Consider the following 16,410-nt stretch of genomic DNA (forward strand, 5'->3'; position numbering starts at 1 on the left):
ATTACGCAATGACCAAGTATAGAAAGGCAGTTAGCGCATATTAATTACACTTTTCAGCTTGAGGCAGCTGGGATCAAATTTGCGTCTCACTGCCCCTTATTTATAAACCCATTTTTTAACAACGACGCTGCAAGGAAGCCTTTATGTTTCACTTCGAAAACCACTTCCCAAACTTTAAGGTCAATCGATAGATTTCCTTCTCTAGCGTCTTGTGTTCTGGATGCAGGTTAGTGATATGCCCTCCTCGCTCGTGACATAGTCATTTAGCGCCTGCCAAATCTGGCCATTCTTCTCTACAGCGTTATGATTACGCCTGGCTCATCTCCAGCGCCGGACTTACACCCGGATCGAAGATGTTCTGTCCCATGTAAAAGCAGGGGTTCTTGCCCCCCTCAAAACCAAGAAAAATAGACGGTTTCCACCCGGCCGCTGCGCTGGGTGGAGCCTCCACGATTTTTCCTGATTTTTTCACGACCGCCTTAGTCGCCCTAGTCGGCAGGGGTTCATGCGCAGCGCAAGCGCAGAACCCTGAAGACGAAGGAGCGAAAGCCATGAGGATCTACGTTGCCGGCCTGGCCGCCTACAACGCCGGTCACCTGCATGGCGTCTGGATCGATGCCACCCTGGAGCTGGACGAAATCCAGGCACAGGTCAGTGCCATGCTGGCAGCCTCACCGGTCGAGAGTGCAGAGGAATACGCCATCCACGACTTCGAGAGCTTCGACGGCTACCGCCTCGGCGAATATGAGGGTCTCGAAAACGCCCATGAGATTGCGTGTTTCATTGAGGAGTACCCCGAGTTCGGCGGCGCCCTGCTCGCTCATTTCAATGACCTTGAGTGCGGATTCCACGCCATCCGGCCACCCAGTCCGCTCTCATCTGGCCAGGCATTCCAGGGCCATCTGGCCACCTGTTCCACGGCCATCCGGCCGGGCAGTCGGAGCGCAGCGACGCAGGGGTGGCATTGTTAGTCTGGGTTGGCTGGCGTCGTCAATTTCTGCGTCCGTTTGCGCATTGATTCACCCTTCAGATTGATCCGATAAGCGTTGTGCACCAGGCGGTCGAGGATGGCATCGGCCAGGGTTGGATCGCCGATCAGTTCGTGCCAGTTGTCCACGGGCATTTGGCTGGTCACGAGGGTCGAGCGCTGGCCGTAGCGGTCGTCCAGTAGCTCCAGCATGTCGCGGCGCTGTTCGGCGGTGAACGGCGCCAGGCCCCAGTCGTCGAGGATCAGCAGGTCGGTCTTGGCGTAGCTGCTCATCAGCTTGGCGAAGCGCCCGTCGCCATGGGCCAAGCCCAACTCTTCCAGTAGGCGCGGCAGACGCAGGTAGCGCACGCTGTAGCCGTCCCGGCAGGCCTGGTGGGCCAGGGCGCAGGCCAGCCAGGTTTTGCCCACGCCGGTGGGGCCGCCGATGATCAGGTTGAGGCCGTCGCGTAGCCACTGGCCGCCGCTCAGTTGCAGGATCAGCGCCTTATCCAGCCCGCGCGGGCTGCGGTAGTCGATGTCTTCGAGGCAGGCGTTGTGCTTGAGCCGGGCCTGGCGCAGGCGGCTGCTCAGGCGCTTATCGTCGCGTTCAGTCAGCTCGCGGTCGACCAGCAGGCCGAGGCGTTCCTCGAAGCTCAGGCTGTCGATGTCCGGGGTTTTCAGTTGTTCGTTCAGCGCCTTGAGCATGCCGTGCAGGCGCAGGGTTTGCAGCTTGTCCAGGGTCGGATGGGGCAGCATGGTGAGTTTCCTTGGGTTCAGTGGTAGTAGCCGGGGCCGCGCAGGTTGGCGTGGTCGTCCGGCAGCAGCGGCAGGTTGGCTTGAGCCAGCGGCAGGCTTTCCAGGCCCTGGCACAGGATCGATTCGAGGCTCTTGTAGCTGCACGCGCCGAGGCTGAGGGCGCGTCGGCAGGCCAGCTCCAAGCGCACTTCGCCATGAGTCTTGCCCAGGCGCAGGATGCCCAGGCAGGCCCGGTAGCCCTGCTGCGGATGGATGCGCCGTTCGAGGATGTGCCGGATCACGCCGGCGGTGTTCGGCCCGGTCTGCTCGGCCCAGCGGATCAGCCGCTGCGGCGTCCACTCGGCATGCTCGCGATGGCTCTTGGGCATGTGCTCGGCCTGCGTGCTGTGCCTGCCCTTGTGCATTGAGCGCAGGTGGCTGGCCACTCGCTGGTTGGCGTGGAAACACTCGACGGTGCGCGCCGTCAGGCGCACCTCCAGTGCTTCTTCACCAGTTGATACGGCACCGAGTAGTAATGCCCATCGACCTCGACGTGGTAGTCGATGTGCACCCGCGCCTTCTTCCACTCGGCGTAGACGTAGGGTTGCACCGGCAGGGGGCGCAGCGCCGGACGATCCAGGCTGTCGAAGGCCGTCTGGCGCGAGCCCGGCAGCTTCTTGAACGGGCGTTGGTTGAGCCGCTCCAGCAACACGGAGATGGCGCTGTTGAGTTCGTCCAAGGAGAAGAACTGACGGTTGCGCAGGGCCGCGAGGATCCAACGCTCGACCACCTGCACGCCGACTTCGGCCTTGGCCTTGTCGCGCGGTTTGCGTGCCCGCGCCGGCACCACCGCCACTCCGTAGTGCTCGGCCAGGTCGCGGTAGCTGGGGTTGATGTCCGGCTCGTAACGATGGGCCTTGCTTACCGCGCTGCGCAGGTTGTCCGGCACCACGATCTCCGGCACGCCGCCGAGGAAGGCAAAGCAGCGGGCATGGGAGCCTAGCCAGTCCGGCAGTGCTGCGACCAGGTGGCTTCGGCGAAGGTGTAGCTGGACGCGCCGAGCACTGCGATGAACACCTGCGCCTGGCGGATCTCGCCGCTGTGGCGATCGATAACCGGCACCGTCTGGCCGGCATAGTCGACGAACAGCTTCTCGCCGACGCGGTGCTCCTGACGCATCACCACGTCCAACTTGCCCTGCCAGGCTCGGTAATGCTCACAGAACCAGCTGTACTGAAAGCCCTGCGGCTGGCTCAGGCGGTACTCCTGCCAGAGCAGCGCCAGGGTCACCCCGGGGCGGCGCAGTTCGGCATGCACCCATGCCCAATCGGGTAAAGGCCGCTTCTCGCTGGCAACCGCCGGGGCCGGCGGGAACAGTTGCTGCTCCAACTCGGCATCGGACAACGAACAGGGCCAACTGAGACCACTGGCGGCAAAACGATTGAGGTAGTCGCCGACGGTGACACGACCGACCTGCACGCTGACCGCAATCTGGCGAGCTGATAGTCCGACCTCGAACTTGAGACGTAGTACTTCGCGAATCTTACGCATGGATAAACGCTCCACGACGACCTCTCTGCTTCGAAAAAGAGGTCGATGGTAGTGAAGAAATCCTGCGTAGCTGCCTGCCCGGTTGAGTGGCCGGATGGCCGTGGAATCAGTGGCCGGATGCGCGTGGAATGGGTGGCCGGATCAGCGTGGAATCGGTGGTCAGATGTTCATGGAATGGGTGGCCAGATGACCGTGGAATCCGCAACCTTGAGCAGGCACGTAAGGCAGCCGAAGAAGATTACTGCGGCTGCTACAGCTCGCTGGCCGACTACGCCCAGGAACTGACCGAGGAAACCACCAGCATTCCGCAGCACCTGGCCATGTACATCGACTACCGCGCCATGGCCTGCGACATGGAGTACGGCGGCGACGTGTTCCCCCTGGAGACCGGCTTCGAGCAGGTGCACGTGTTCTGGAATCGCTAACAGCGGAAGGCACCGGGGCGACCCGGTGTCTTTTTGCGCCCCTGTCCAGCCGGCCACCCGCGCGCCCCACCCGTAAGGCTGATGCTCGGGGACGCGCCCCCGGCGATCATCCTGGAGCAACCACGTTGTGCTGCCAATTTGATTGAGACCGTTACGGTCTTACGGTTTTGCCCAAATCCATCGGTCCGTATCCACGGATTTACGGATTGGTGGGGAAGCGGGCCTGCGCTTTTACGGAGCTACGGAAATCCGCCGATGCGGTTTTCCGGTTTTGCAGAAAGCCGTAGAACCGCATCTTCGGAGACTGCAGCCGCACACGCCATATGCCGCCCGTTGGGCGAGACTGCGAGACGCGAGCTCGCACACGAACAGGCCAGGGTCTACCAGTGAGGCCCGCCTGTTCACCCTTGAGCTACGCTTACCGACAGCGGCTAGAAACGCCTCCAGAGCCCCTTAGAACGCTCCAGCCGCTTTACCCCATCTGCGCCCCCCAAGTCATCTGAAGCGTTTCAACGCGCTCCTAGGCCGTTCCCTGCAAACGCGCACAGACCCGGGGGCGACCATCGGCGCTAACACCAGCAAGAGGACGACGCGCCGCAGATCGCAACGCATCCCCTCGGCGAGATTATCTGGAGCCGCCTGCGCCCAGCTTCGGAGCGACGCCCTCTCCTGCCTCGGAAACCGCTGAAACATCGCAGCGCTTGCCCACCAGGCGACCGGATCTCCGGCGCGTGCCGTCAACGGCACGGGGATAACTTTGGGAAAAGCTGTGAATGCAGTCGTGCTATCAGGCGCACGCCGGCACGTGCTATCAGGCGCATCACCCTCGTGCTATTAGGCGCATGAACTCCGCTGCAGGCCACGGCTGGCGGGGCTTCCAGCTTCCCTTAACTTAACTAACTTAAAAACTCTAACTTGTTATTGGGGCAGCGCCTGTGTGTGAACAGGTGCTAGTCGGGGCAGTCTGGCCGGGGAGATCCGGCCATGATCGTCGCCCTGCTCAACCAGAAAGGCGGGGTGGGCAAGACCACCCTGGCCACCCATATCGCCGGCGAACTGACCCTGCGCGGGCAGAACGTCATCCTGCTCGATGCCGACCCGCAGGGCTCGGCGCCGGACTGGACGCAGCGGCGCAGCCAGCAAGGTTTGCCAAGATTGTTCAGCGCCGTCGGCCTGGCGCGCGAGACGCTGCATCAGGAAGCCCCGGAGCTGGCTCTTCGCGCCGATCACGTGATCATTGACGGGCCATTGCGCATCGCCGCCCTCGCCCGCTCCGCGTTGCTGGCGGCAGATCGCGTGTTGATCCCGGTGCAGCCCAGCCCCTACGACCTATGGGCCAGCGCGGAGATGGTCAACCTGATCCGCGAGGCGCAGGTGTTCAGGCCCACGCTGCGCGCGGCATTTGCCATCAACCGCCGCGTCAGCACCACGGTGATCGGCCGCGAAGCGCGCGGCGCCTTGGCCGACCAACCGCTACCGGCACTGCAGGCCGAAGTGCGCCAACGCATCGTCTTCGCCGAGAGCGTGGCAGCCGGTCGCTTGGCACGCGAACTGGCACCGGATAGCGCTGCTGCACGCGAGGTCAGCAGCCTGGTCGACGAGTTGCTGAGGTGGTCGCCATGAGAAGCAAGCGCATCGGTATCGGTGCACGTCCACTGGCAGATCCCCAGGCCGAAGCCTGGATACGCCAAGGCGCAGTCGACCACGGCAAGGTCGAGCGCTACAGCGCCCGGCTGACGCTGGACGTGACGCCGGCGCTGCGCACACGGATCAAGCTGGCGGCCTTCGACCGCGGCGTGACCACGGCGGAAATGCAGCGCGAAGTGCTGAAGCAGCAGGCCACGTCATGACGCCGGGGACTCACCAGGCATGGCGACCGCTGACACTGCCCTCAGGCAGCATATTCGCCATGGGTTGGGCAACGCTCGCAACGCCGCCACCGCAGCTGGTCTACAACACGTCCGACAACGTGTCTGCAGGCTTGTATCGCACTTCGCCGGCCAATGCACCGGCTCCTAGCAATCTGATGGTGGTTCACCTACCACCGGAGGCAATGCAATGGCTGCGCAACACGGCTACCTGCTGACGAACGCACCGTTGTCGGCGGCGATCGTGCCGCAGCGCATGTGTATGCAAGAGGGCCAGGTGGGCGCGCATCAATGGCGTCATTGTTGCCAGGCTCTTGCGCAGAGATCGACAGGGTCGCGCGTTGCCAGCCTGGCGAACCTACCAACGCCTGGTTGGCGATGAATTGCTCCTGCTCAGCAGCATCAACCCGAAGTCATTCGACAGTCGCCACTTCTTTCCGCTGTCTGTCGGCGGGATGATCGTTCTGGCGCAGCTCTTGTGCTCGGACTCATGTCGATAAGCTGTCCATTATCGCGTCGCTCTAGATGTCGATAGCGTGTGCTCAGCCTGCGCATTCAAGCACCGCGGACCCGCGGATACCTCTGCCCTCGGCTACCGCCCAGCGGCTGCGAGATCCTTAACATCACCCTGCCTGTTTGCCCTGCTCAGGAACACAAAAGCACGGAAAAAGCGGAGGGCAAGATAAAAGGGGGCGGCACTCCGTTGGCCCGGAAAGCAGTCTGCACGGGGGTTGGAGACGGCACTCAATGCATGCATAGGCGTGCCGTGCACAACGCAAACGCCCGCCAGTTCTGGCTTTGGCGCGTGCCTAACACTCCTCATTGCGATCAGCTTGGAACTTGAAACCTAAGCCTGAAGCCTTGGGCCGATATAGACCCCTGATAGTCTGGCCCGATCAAAACTGAACACGTGCGTGTGTGGACTTTCACCGCACCTACCAACAAGAGGCACTGGGTGATCTGGCCTTCCTTCTGCTAACAAAATCCGGCCACCACAGAAGGGACAGTCACTTGAAAAGCGCACGAACCTTGTCCAAGGCCTCTTCTCATCATCACGGTACATTTCGAGTTCGGCAGAATCCTCCTTGAATGAAAGCAACGGAGCCGGTGCCTTTACGACTCGGTTGTCTACCAACTCAACCCATGGTTGATGTACACCACGCCATATGCACCAAGCCAGAAAGCCCACTAAAACGCTGATGACGAGCTGCCGTAGCGTAAGCGCCTGATCAATTGCGGAAAGACTCCATAGCGATGCAAAAACCCAAAGCGACAGAAACCCCATACCAAGCAGCACTGTGAGTAGCATCATCACACCCCGCCAACTGCGGTTCTCCAGCACACCCTCGCGGAAAATAAGCCGTAAAAACAGGGCTGGCTTAACCTCACCATTTTCCGTCCTGGTGTAGATGATCTGTCGAAATGCCTGCCCTGTAAGCAAGCCGCCATCACTGTTTTCAATCGGCTGAGTTGTAAGCCAGTAGACTCGCTGGTTACCTGCCCCGCCCTTCGCATCACTGCTTGCGATCACCGGTAAATGCTTCAAGCCCATTTGCTCTGCACGTTTCCGAATCGAGTTCATCCGGGAGTCTAGGAATGTTTCCAGCGCGGTGGTTGGCAGCCAACGCGCAGGGTCACGCCCGGCCGCTTTCACTTTCGGGTCGCATATATCTAGCAAGGTCGCGCGGTCAAACGTCTGAGGGTCCTGGTTGCCCTTTTCCAGGGCATTAATGCTGGCCTCCAGCAAAACTCGGATCACCTTGTAGGCTTTTACATCTGGTGCAGGCGACTGCCGCAGCTCTTCATCCAGACAACGCATTACTTTCAGCACAAACCCTCCCTATGCCCCGAAAATAAAGGGACCTAAGCATCTCCATGAACCCTCCCGAACCCTTTATGTAGGGTTCGGGGGAGGTTTTAACCAGCTCGAATCATGACTCTTGAAGCCGTCTTAACACCAGAGGCTTAACCCATGAGCATGTTCGTTGCACTCAATCCAAACGGCCAACTGATAACCATTGAAAACGCCATGCGTGGGCTTGCGTGCAATTGCTCATGCGCATGCTGCGGTGAGCCGGTGGTCGCTCGCAAAGGCCTGATCCGTGAGCATCATTTCTCCCACCACTCGAACAAGGAAAGCTGCTTCATCCAACGCGAAAGCCTGCTGCACCTGTACGCCAAAGAAGTCATCCGCAACCAGCTCGGTCTGCAGCTGCCACCTATGCCTGGTGTCTGGCCGGACAGCGAAGACAAAAGCAGCTGGTGGGATTTCGAAAGGGTGGCAGAGGAGGTCCCACAGCAAGGATTCCAGCCAGATCTGGTCGCCCACCTGAAAGATGGCAGTCAGCTATTCATCGAGGTAGCGGTCACCTCATTCATTGGCGTCGAAAAACTGGAGCGGATCAGAAGCGCCGGCATCAACACCGTCGAGATTAACCTCAGTGAACTATTGCTCAACAAGCAGCCAATTCCCTCAGAAGAGGTGAAAGCCCATGTATTGGAGCAGACACGCAACAAATCCTGGATCTTTCCCGAACCGCCCCCATTACCTGCGCACCCGGCAATTGACTGGCAAGCCATTGCAGCCAAGCTCCCTTCAGCTGATCCCCAAGCCAAATGTACCGAGCACCGCTATACGATTATGGGGATGTGGTTATCCGCCCGAATACTGCCTACAGGCTCAGTTGCCGTGCGCTCCTGGTCATTCAACCCACAAATCACTGAGCTGCTTAAAACCTGGCGAAATGAGCTGGGAGGCGAGTACAACCCCAAGTACAAGAATTGGATTTTCTATCCTCAGTGTCGAAACGAAGTACTAAAGCGCCTTCAAGAGTTGAACCAGGAGCACTGATTAGGCATGCCACTCAAGCCAGGCCAGCCCGGTTGGAAATTGGACAGTGAGCCGAATAGGCTCGCTAATCGGCTCATAGATGAACACCCCTTATGAATGACCCGCTCTGGATCTGGCAGCAGCCCAACTGGCAACAGTTCAGTTGGCAAGCCGAAGCGCTTGCACCGCTGCTGCGCGCCTGCAGCCAGGCTCAGGGACGTTTGTTAGGGATGCTCGGTGCTAAGTGCAGAGCAGCCTGGATGCCATGCTGCAGAACATCGTCACATCTTCAGCCATCGAGGGTGAGCAGTTGAATGTCGGTTCGGTACGCTCATCACTGGCTCGGCGCTTGGGGCTGAGCGAAGAAGGTCGCACCACCTCACGTTCCGAAGGTCTGACGGAACTGCTGCTCGATGCCACCCGCCTGCACCAAAAACTGCTAGACGAACAGCGACTCATCACCTGGCACCACTGGCTATTCCCCAGCGATGACCAACTGCTGGCCAGACCACTGCAAATCGGCGCACTGCGTGGCGAAGAGCCCATGCAAGTCGTTTCCGGACGTATCGACCGCCCTACCGTACATTTCGAAGCCCCTCCTCGCGCCGGGCTGAAAGCGCAACTGGCGGACTTTCTGGCCTGGTTCGAGAGCAGCCGCAGCGATGCCAGCCTTGATCCCTTTCTGCGCGCCGGCATCGCCCATTTCTGGTTCGTTACCCTACCCACTTCGATGACGGCAACTGCCGCCTCACGCGCGCCATTACCGACCAGGCATTGGCTCAGGGCGAGCAGCAGGCTATTCGCTTCTATGCCATGTCCGCGAGCATCCTTGATGATCACGCTGGTTATTACCGCATCCTTGAAGCTAGCCAGAAAGGTACCCTGGACATCACCGCCTGGCTGCAGTGGTTTCTCAGAACATCGCTTAATAACCTGGAGCAAGCCCTTGCTCGTATCAACCGTATGCTGGTCAAGGCGCGCTTCTGGCAGGCACACCGCAGCCAAAGGAGCAGATCAAAGTGCTTAACCGCCTGCTCGATGGCGGCGAGCGCGGTTTCGAGAACGGTATCAGCGCGGCGCAGTACCAAGCCGTGGCCAAGGTATCCAAAGCTACCGCAACCCGTCATCTGAGCGACCTGCTGGGAAAAGGCTGCATCGAGCGACTTCCCGGTGGTGGGCGCAGCACGCGTTACCAGATAGCACGCTGAGCACCCTAGCCGAGCTAGTCAGCCTCTAGTGCGTCATCGCGCCATAGGACAATGGTCGTGATCCCCTTGAGCGATTGAAAGCAATTAGCCATTATCCAGACCAGTGCCAGTCAACTGGATTTCGGCACGCCTGCCCGCCCAGCCATCAAGCAGCTTTGCTCAAGGAAGAAAATGGATTACAGCCCGATAGTCGCCCAGGTCTGGGGCATGCTGACCTGGTTCATCCCGGCAGCCCTGCTGATCGGCCTGCTCAAATCACCTTGGGCCAAGGGGCAGATCGGCGAACTGCTGGTGCGCCTGTTTACCCATTGGCAGTTGGACAAGCAAACCTACCGCCGCCTGCACAACGTCACCCTGAACACGCCGGACGGCACCACGCAGATCGACCACGTATTCCTTTCGCCCTACGGCATCTTCGTACTGGAAACGAAGAACATGAGCGGCTGGATCTTCGGCAGCGAGAAGCAGGCGCAGTGGACGCAGAAGCTCTACAAGCGCAGCTTCAAACTCCAGAACCCGCTGCGGCAGAACTACAAGCACCTCAAAGCTCTGGAAGCCACCCTAGGCGTCAGTCCCGAGCATCTGCACTCGGTCATCACCTTCGTCGGCGGCGGCACGTTCAAAACAGAAGTGCCTGCCAACGTCACCCAGGGCAGTGGCTTTATCCGCTACATCCAGTCATTCCAGCAGCCGGTATTCAGCGAGGCTGAAGTCGACACCATGCTGCACGCCCTGCAAACCGGCCGCCAAGCGCCAACCCTAGCCACACACCGCGATCATGTACAAAACCTAAAGCGCCGTAGCGACCCGACGGCGGAGCGGCAATGCCCAAATGCGGTAATGCGGTAATGCGGTAATGCGCGGCTGTTCCGCACGGTGAAGACTGGTCCGAAAGTGGGGCAAGAGTTTTGGGATGCTCGGGGTTTCCGAAGTGCTGGACGATGCAGAGTCTGTTAAAGGTAGAGTTGGCAGCCCATTAAGATGCCTACGTTTCAAAATTAACTCTCCCTACCCTCATTGAACCATGCAAGAAAAGCGAGAGACCTTTCGCTGAAAACACTTAAGAAAAAGACAGAGATTTAACCAGGATTAATAATGGATAGACATGAAGCATTGAGGCGGCTAGACAAAAAAACAAGAAACAAGCTACGAGCATTACTCAGCGAGAAAGATGAAAACGTCATAAACCGACTTGCTGATTTACGTAGCAAACTAGGGAAAGATCAAGTCAATGCCATAGAAGTGATTCTAAATAATCCTTCAATGACTAGGGCAGTGAAAATACCTAAACCTTTTCCCAAAAAGCCACCTTTCGCTGACACCCTACAAGAACACAGGGAGATGACTCTTCAGCAGTTACTCTCATCTATTAACGCCGACACCATTAAACATACGGCGCAGCTAAACCGACTAGCAGCCTCTTTTGAGGAGCTAGACACACTGTACGCAGCTAAGAAATTCAACTCATGCATAGATGTAATTCACAAGATCCTTAAAGAGGATGGCTGGAGCCATGCTCTTTTGCGACGAATAATTCTAATCCGTGAAAACCTCGAAGAAGATGCCATTGACAATAGAATTGAAAGCCTGGTGCTGCAAGCTGGAATCAAAGGAATAGTAGTCTCATCACTAATTCACTCTTACGATAAAGACCAGAGCATCTTGATGATCAAGCGCTCAATTATGAACATAGTCGATCGCGGAGGAGTCAACCGATACACTCGCACCTTGTCCAAACTGACAGTTCAACCGCTAGCATCATCGCATAGCGAACTAGAAGAGTTTCTTAGAGAAGTAATAAAATGCTCACTAATTGATGCTATTATTCTGGCGAAATATAATTCCCATCTCTTTTTGATATCTGAATATCCTGCCATCTCAGAAATCTCAGGAAGGCTTGGAAAGCAAAAAATATTTGAACCTATAGTTTTGACTTATGACGCTAGTAATAGCGAAGGCGAATATTCATTCTTTAAGCAGTCAAGTGCATGGCTTGAGTACGAACCTGTACGACAATACAGAATGCTAATTGATAGCTATTACGATGCATCCAGAGAGGAAGTGGGTGAACTACCTGCGGAAATAGAACTATCAATACAAGCTAGTGTTGGAGGAATTACTCTTAAGGATCTTATAGGTAACTCACAATTCACACGACATAATTATTCAACACTGGCTAGACTGGAGTCTTCTGGAACAGTTACAAGGTCAGCAATTTTTAACTACTGGCTAACTACTTCAGGCGGCCAGATCGGTTTCCAAAAAGAAGAATTACTCACTTTAATGGGACTAACTAGAGATTTATCTCGGACTGTACCTATCAAAGCAGTCAGAACAGCCGCAAAACTCGCAAAAGACGAACTAGTCAAGCTCATTCTTCTTTTACTACTTGCAAAACGCAGCAAAAATGAACTTGATAGTTTTCTTCTTAGGAAGCTATTGGAAGATCTCGCCTTTAAGTATCATGAAGGATGCTTAGTCAAGCTGGTAGAGGCATATCAATTTACCCACCCTTATGTAGCAGAGTATATCTATGATATATCTACAGAGGATTTTCTGGCCAAACTCAACAAACTTGCACCACACCGTTCTGATATTCCAGAAATACGTGCATCACTTCATGAATGGATGGCTAGATTTACAAAGGATGATCACTACCTTCAACGTGCAAGAGCAGTGAGAATCGATCATCAAATCAATAGGGTCCGAAATGAAATCGACGACCATCGGATCTACGTAGATCCTTCGCGTTTTTCGTCATGGCTCGAAGACGAAATGATGATCGAATTAAATAACGCAATAATATCTACAGGCACAGACAAGAAAGGACAATCAGTAACTTGTGACGAAACAGTAATATCACTCGTCATGACCCAGAGCTACTCTGCTTTTTGTTCTAACGCTGTTTTCGGGATATCATCCTACATCGGCCGCAGGATTAGACATGGGACCTTTCACGGCCACTTGTATTCAAGCGTAATAAATTCCTTAGAAAAATCAGAGAAATTCAAGAGTTTATTCTCCAACAACCAATTTATGGTGAAATGGAGCTTATGGAAAGACAACTACAATAGAATAGTTGAGGAAATAATTTCGGAGCGTTTGCATGTCCAGTCTCGGTCGAAGCCGTTAGGGCTTTTAACTCCAGAGGTGTATGGTGCAGGCAAACAAGAGGTATTGGCAGCTGCAGTAACTAATATTAGCAAGAACTATGCTGAGACGACTTCAACAGCGGACATTTGCCAAACCATCATAGACTATTGCTGGCGTCTTGCAGAAATAGATCTTGTATCTGTTGTTAGATATCTTAAAGCGCAGCAAGTGCCTCTAAAAAATGAGTTTTTCCTAGACGAAGAGTTAGTTCCCGCGGCTGCGCACGTCAGCCCTGTGCTTGCGGACACTTTTCGACGAGACTTATGCTTATCAATTGATAGAAAACTTTCAACCATGTTTGGGTGGTTCAAGCGACCTTCCATCATCGCTCCCACAGCATCAGTATCACTTCTATTTTCTGCAACAGTCGAGGAAGTAAAGGATACAATTCATGACTTTGACCCTCAGTCTGCCGATGAAAGCAAAGAAGAAATTGATCTAGTAGGTGGGTTTTATCACTTAATCTATGACTCCCTTGCTATTGTAGTAAGTAATGCAGCCAGACACTCAGACCGTAGCCGCCCCCTAAAAAGAAAATTTGAAATAGTACCTGGAAAACCTAAATACTTAACCGTAGAAATGAGTTCTTTTATAAAGCCATCAGACAGCATCATCGAAGTCTCCAACAACATAGAAGCAAGGAAGAGAGCCAGCTTTCAAGATGCAAATCTATACGATAAAAAAAGCGGAATATCAAAATTATTACTTCTAGAAAGCAGCCGACAAGATTTTAAGCTTGAACAATATGAAGTGATAGGGAACGAGGTTAAAGTGAGGCTCGTATATGCTCTTGAGCACTGAAGTAATAAAATGCTTAATTGTAGAGGACGACCCCTTCAAGATGGAGGGAGTTCACTCTCACCTATCAGATCTTTTTGGAAATAAGATTAATATATTCCAATGCCAGGCCCTTGCCTCTGCCACTACGCTACTTACAGAGCAAACGTTCGATTTGGCAATTATTGACATGTCTATTCATAGCCACGAGCCCAAGGCTGGAGCCGGATCTCCATTCCCATTATCGTCAGGCGGGCTAGATGTGTTATTTGAAGTGGCGCATCTAGACAACAACACGCCCTGTATTATTTTAACGCAGTACCCTGACATCGAAATAGAAGGGCTTCCAATTCCAGTCGAACTTGCAAAAGAAGAAATATTCAACAAGTTCGGAATAGACATGGCTGGTTGCGTCCGATATTTAGAGAACGACAACCAATGGAAGAAAGAATTAAATAAGATTTTGGAGAGCCTATGAAAATTTTAATACTAGAAGACGAAGACGGAAAATTCGCACAGATTAGTGATCACGTGACTAGTGTAGTACCCGACGCATTGATTCAAAGAGAAAAAAACTGGCTTGACTACTCTCGAGCAGTGGCCAACATCAAGTTTGACTTAATTCTGCTCGACCTCATAGTGCCGCGTTCCTCTAAAGATGATACGTTAGAAGATCATCACTCCTCACTAGTAGAAACTACCCGAGATTATCAGAGCAAGTCATTTAAAACACCTGCAATTGTCTTGACGCGACACAACCTGAATGATGGTGATTTTGTTCACAACCTGAATCTGGTTGATATAAATGTTATTCCATTCAATGATCATGGCGAATGGCAAGAGGCGCTTAGAATTAAATTACTTGCATCTCAGCCGACAAAGAAATTCGACATTGTCATTGTGTGCGCCCTGGAAAAAGAGGCCGATGCCTACAAGCATTTAGTTGATAGCTGGGGAGAGTGGAAGTCTTTATCAGGATTGGTTTGTTGCGAAGTTAGCATTGACAAATACAATGCCGTCATCGTTAAGGCAAGCCGAATGGGACTCGTGTCTGCGGCGGTATGCTCTGCGTTCGCATTAGATAGATTCGAACCTCGACTAATATGCATGAGCGGCATCTGCGGAGGCGTTAAAGGTGAGTCTAGTTTGTATGATATATTGGTGAGCCAGACTTGCCACCAGCATGATGCTGGAAAGTGGGGTGCCAAGGGGTTTAAATCTGAACACTATGATGTACAACTAGACGTTGACGTACATAACAAGCTAATAGAAGTTTCTTCAGATGCCGGTGTGAAGAAAATGCTGCTGACAGATCTTGATCCGGCAAAGTCTGAGATCCCGAGTGGTATAGAGCGGATCAATTGCAACATTAAGACTGATGCAGCAACTAGTAGTGGAAGTGCTGTTCTTGCTCAGGCAGGTAAAACTGCCACATTGGCGGTCGGGCAGCGGAAGTTAGCAGGCTTTGATATGGAAGTTTATTCAGTTTATGAGGCGGCGAGACATGCACGCAAGCGCACTGCATTTTTTGCTGCTAAGACTGTTGTAGATGATGGTGATGAAAATAAAGGAGACTCATTCCATAGGATTGGTTGTTTGCTGTCCGCTAAATTTGTCGTAGCAACGATAAAGGCAGGAATTGCCGACTTGAGTGGAGATTAGTATCAAATCCATCAAGTTTTATTATTGGATAGATGAATGTTAAATCTCTGATTCGGTCATCAGCGGCTTTGCCGCGGTGCCCGCTACTAGGTTCGCTTAATGTTCACTGGACTGATAAGTTAAATCCACTCGTGTAGGGGGGGGCGGATAGCTGTGAGCTAACAGTACAGTGCTCAGTTTTCGCCCCCTCCGCGAATTAAGCCCCCAAGCAACGACAATATGGGCAGCCAACTGTAGCTACGCACGGTTTTACTAGGCTTGTAGCGTTTATAATACCTTGAGACATAGTCGCAATGCGAACCCCAGAACTGAGCGGTAGCTTCAACAAAGCTTGGGACGGAAGCATTTCCTACACCAGACTACGCCACAGCAAGTTGGCTCATCTGGTATTGAAACTCACCATCTCCCCATGGAGCGTAATCATGGAGATAGAGATGGATACTTCTGCGCGTACAACCGATGCCCTCGACACTGCGTCTGAGCAGTCCCTCCCCTTACCGGGCACGGAAGCCTACGAGTCGCTTCCGCAGTTCCCAAAGGGTAGCCCCCTGCCCTTCAGGCGGACAATTCGCAAGCATGAGCTGAGACAGATCGTCCCGCTAGCCGAATCAACAATCTACGAGATGGAGCGCCGTGGAGAGTTCCCACGGCGCTTCAACCTGACACCGCGTTGCGTGGTCTGGGATCTGGCCGAAGTGGAGGCCTGGATTGAGGAGCGCAAGCGGGCACCTCGGCTCAATATCAGCAAGCCGGATGTTTACCTCAGGAAAACCCGCCCTGTCCGGGTGGGGTCACACCAAGAATGAAGCTGGCGCCGTCCTCACCCAACAAGGGCCTGCAGCTCATTGAAGGCTGGACGTGTTAGCCGCCGTTCTGCACCTGGGCCACCTGAGCGACGTCCAAGTCACCGCCAGGTAGCAGATAGCTGCCCCTGGCCTACAAGCCAGGGCAGTAGGTCCGCCCGGTGCCAGATCGACGCACTGCCCTCATGTACTGGTATAGGGAAGCTGCTCGGATACGCCAACATCAGCTTGCGCATGTTCTGGCGCAACACGCCGACGATCTCTGCAACGTCGGTGGGACCTATCAGATCCGGCGTCACTCGATCAGCCTTGGAGTCTATAGGCAGTTCGTCATGCTGTGCCGGAAGCTCGGTCTGGTCGATAAAGTGCTCTTAGGTAGATCCAAGAGAGGCTATCAGGGAGGCTCTGACGCTCCCGGCAAGTTATGCAAA

General features: G+C 54.6%; 10 protein-coding genes and 5 pseudogenes. 11 read left to right on the forward strand and 4 right to left on the reverse strand.

Annotated features, from left to right (window positions below; translation table 11 throughout):
* The first annotated feature begins 551 nt into the window (after window positions 1-551).
* A complete protein-coding gene (locus PVE35_RS19385) occupies window positions 552-971 on the forward strand; it encodes an antirestriction protein ArdA (protein ID WP_277372715.1) in 420 nt (139 codons plus the stop codon).
* On the opposite strand, the gene istB is transcribed toward PVE35_RS19385, so the two are convergent.
* Together istB and istA are read right to left on the reverse strand one after the other, a co-directional pair.
* Complete coding sequence (istB, locus tag PVE35_RS19390) at window positions 968-1,723, reverse strand: IS21-like element ISPpu7 family helper ATPase IstB (protein WP_230927319.1); 756 nt, start codon at window positions 1,721-1,723, stop codon at window positions 968-970. The genes PVE35_RS19385 and istB overlap by 4 nt on opposite strands.
* Before the next feature lie 17 nt (window positions 1,724-1,740).
* Window positions 1,741-3,253: pseudogene (gene istA / locus PVE35_RS19395) on the reverse strand (IS21 family transposase).
* A 203-nt stretch (window positions 3,254-3,456) separates the two neighbouring features.
* Between istA and PVE35_RS19400 the strand changes: the two are divergent.
* The 3 genes and pseudogenes from PVE35_RS19400 to PVE35_RS19410 form a co-directional block, all read left to right on the forward strand.
* A pseudogene (locus tag PVE35_RS19400) lies at window positions 3,457-3,678 on the forward strand (antirestriction protein ArdA); the annotation flags it as partial.
* Between the two features lie 984 nt (window positions 3,679-4,662).
* A complete protein-coding gene (gene parA, locus PVE35_RS19405) occupies window positions 4,663-5,301 on the forward strand; it encodes a ParA family partition ATPase (protein ID WP_150606157.1) in 639 nt (212 codons plus the stop codon).
* On the forward strand, window positions 5,298-5,528 hold the full coding sequence (locus tag PVE35_RS19410) for a hypothetical protein (RefSeq protein ID WP_150606159.1): 231 nt from the start codon (window positions 5,298-5,300) through the stop codon (window positions 5,526-5,528). Before parA ends, PVE35_RS19410 begins: the two co-directional genes overlap by 4 nt.
* 865 nt (window positions 5,529-6,393) lie before the next feature.
* On the opposite strand, the gene PVE35_RS19415 is transcribed toward PVE35_RS19410, so the two are convergent.
* A complete protein-coding gene (locus tag PVE35_RS19415; RefSeq protein WP_150606161.1) occupies window positions 6,394-7,377 on the reverse strand; it encodes a hypothetical protein in 984 nt (327 codons plus the stop codon).
* Between the two features lie 141 nt (window positions 7,378-7,518).
* On the opposite strand from PVE35_RS19415, the gene PVE35_RS19420 reads away from it, so the two are divergent.
* The 7 genes and pseudogenes from PVE35_RS19420 (at window position 7,519) to PVE35_RS19450 (ending at window position 15,982) form a co-directional block, all read left to right on the forward strand.
* Window positions 7,519-8,397 carry a competence protein CoiA family protein gene (locus PVE35_RS19420; protein ID WP_150606163.1) on the forward strand — a complete coding sequence of 293 codons (879 nt, stop codon included), beginning with the start codon at window positions 7,519-7,521 and terminating at the stop codon, window positions 8,395-8,397.
* Window positions 8,398-8,489: 92 nt separating this feature from the next.
* Window positions 8,490-9,584, forward strand: a pseudogene (locus PVE35_RS19425) (Fic family protein).
* Window positions 9,585-9,755: 171 nt separating this feature from the next.
* A pseudogene (locus tag PVE35_RS19430) lies at window positions 9,756-10,564 on the forward strand (nuclease-related domain-containing protein).
* Between the two features lie 115 nt (window positions 10,565-10,679).
* Window positions 10,680-13,538, forward strand: coding sequence for a hypothetical protein (locus PVE35_RS19435; RefSeq protein ID WP_150606165.1), 2,859 nt, complete (start codon window positions 10,680-10,682; stop codon window positions 13,536-13,538).
* On the forward strand, window positions 13,522-13,992 hold the full coding sequence (locus tag PVE35_RS19440) for a response regulator (RefSeq protein ID WP_092377188.1): 471 nt from the start codon (window positions 13,522-13,524) through the stop codon (window positions 13,990-13,992). Before PVE35_RS19435 ends, PVE35_RS19440 begins: the two co-directional genes overlap by 17 nt.
* On the forward strand, window positions 13,989-15,176 hold the full coding sequence (locus tag PVE35_RS19445) for a response regulator (RefSeq protein WP_092377191.1): 1,188 nt from the start codon (window positions 13,989-13,991) through the stop codon (window positions 15,174-15,176). Before PVE35_RS19440 ends, PVE35_RS19445 begins: the two co-directional genes overlap by 4 nt.
* Window positions 15,177-15,598: 422 nt before the next feature.
* Window positions 15,599-15,982: an AlpA family phage regulatory protein gene (locus PVE35_RS19450; protein WP_092377194.1), complete on the forward strand. Its 384-nt coding sequence runs from the start codon at window positions 15,599-15,601 to the stop codon at window positions 15,980-15,982.
* Window positions 15,983-15,996: 14 nt separating this feature from the next.
* On the opposite strand, the pseudogene PVE35_RS25485 reads toward PVE35_RS19450, so the two are convergent.
* A pseudogene (locus PVE35_RS25485) lies at window positions 15,997-16,278 on the reverse strand (DNA-binding protein); the annotation flags it as partial.
* Between the last annotated feature and the right edge of the window lie 132 nt (window positions 16,279-16,410).

The organism is Pseudomonas sp. AA-38, from assembly GCF_029457475.1.
Taxonomy (GTDB): Bacteria; Pseudomonadota; Gammaproteobacteria; order Pseudomonadales; family Pseudomonadaceae; genus Aquipseudomonas.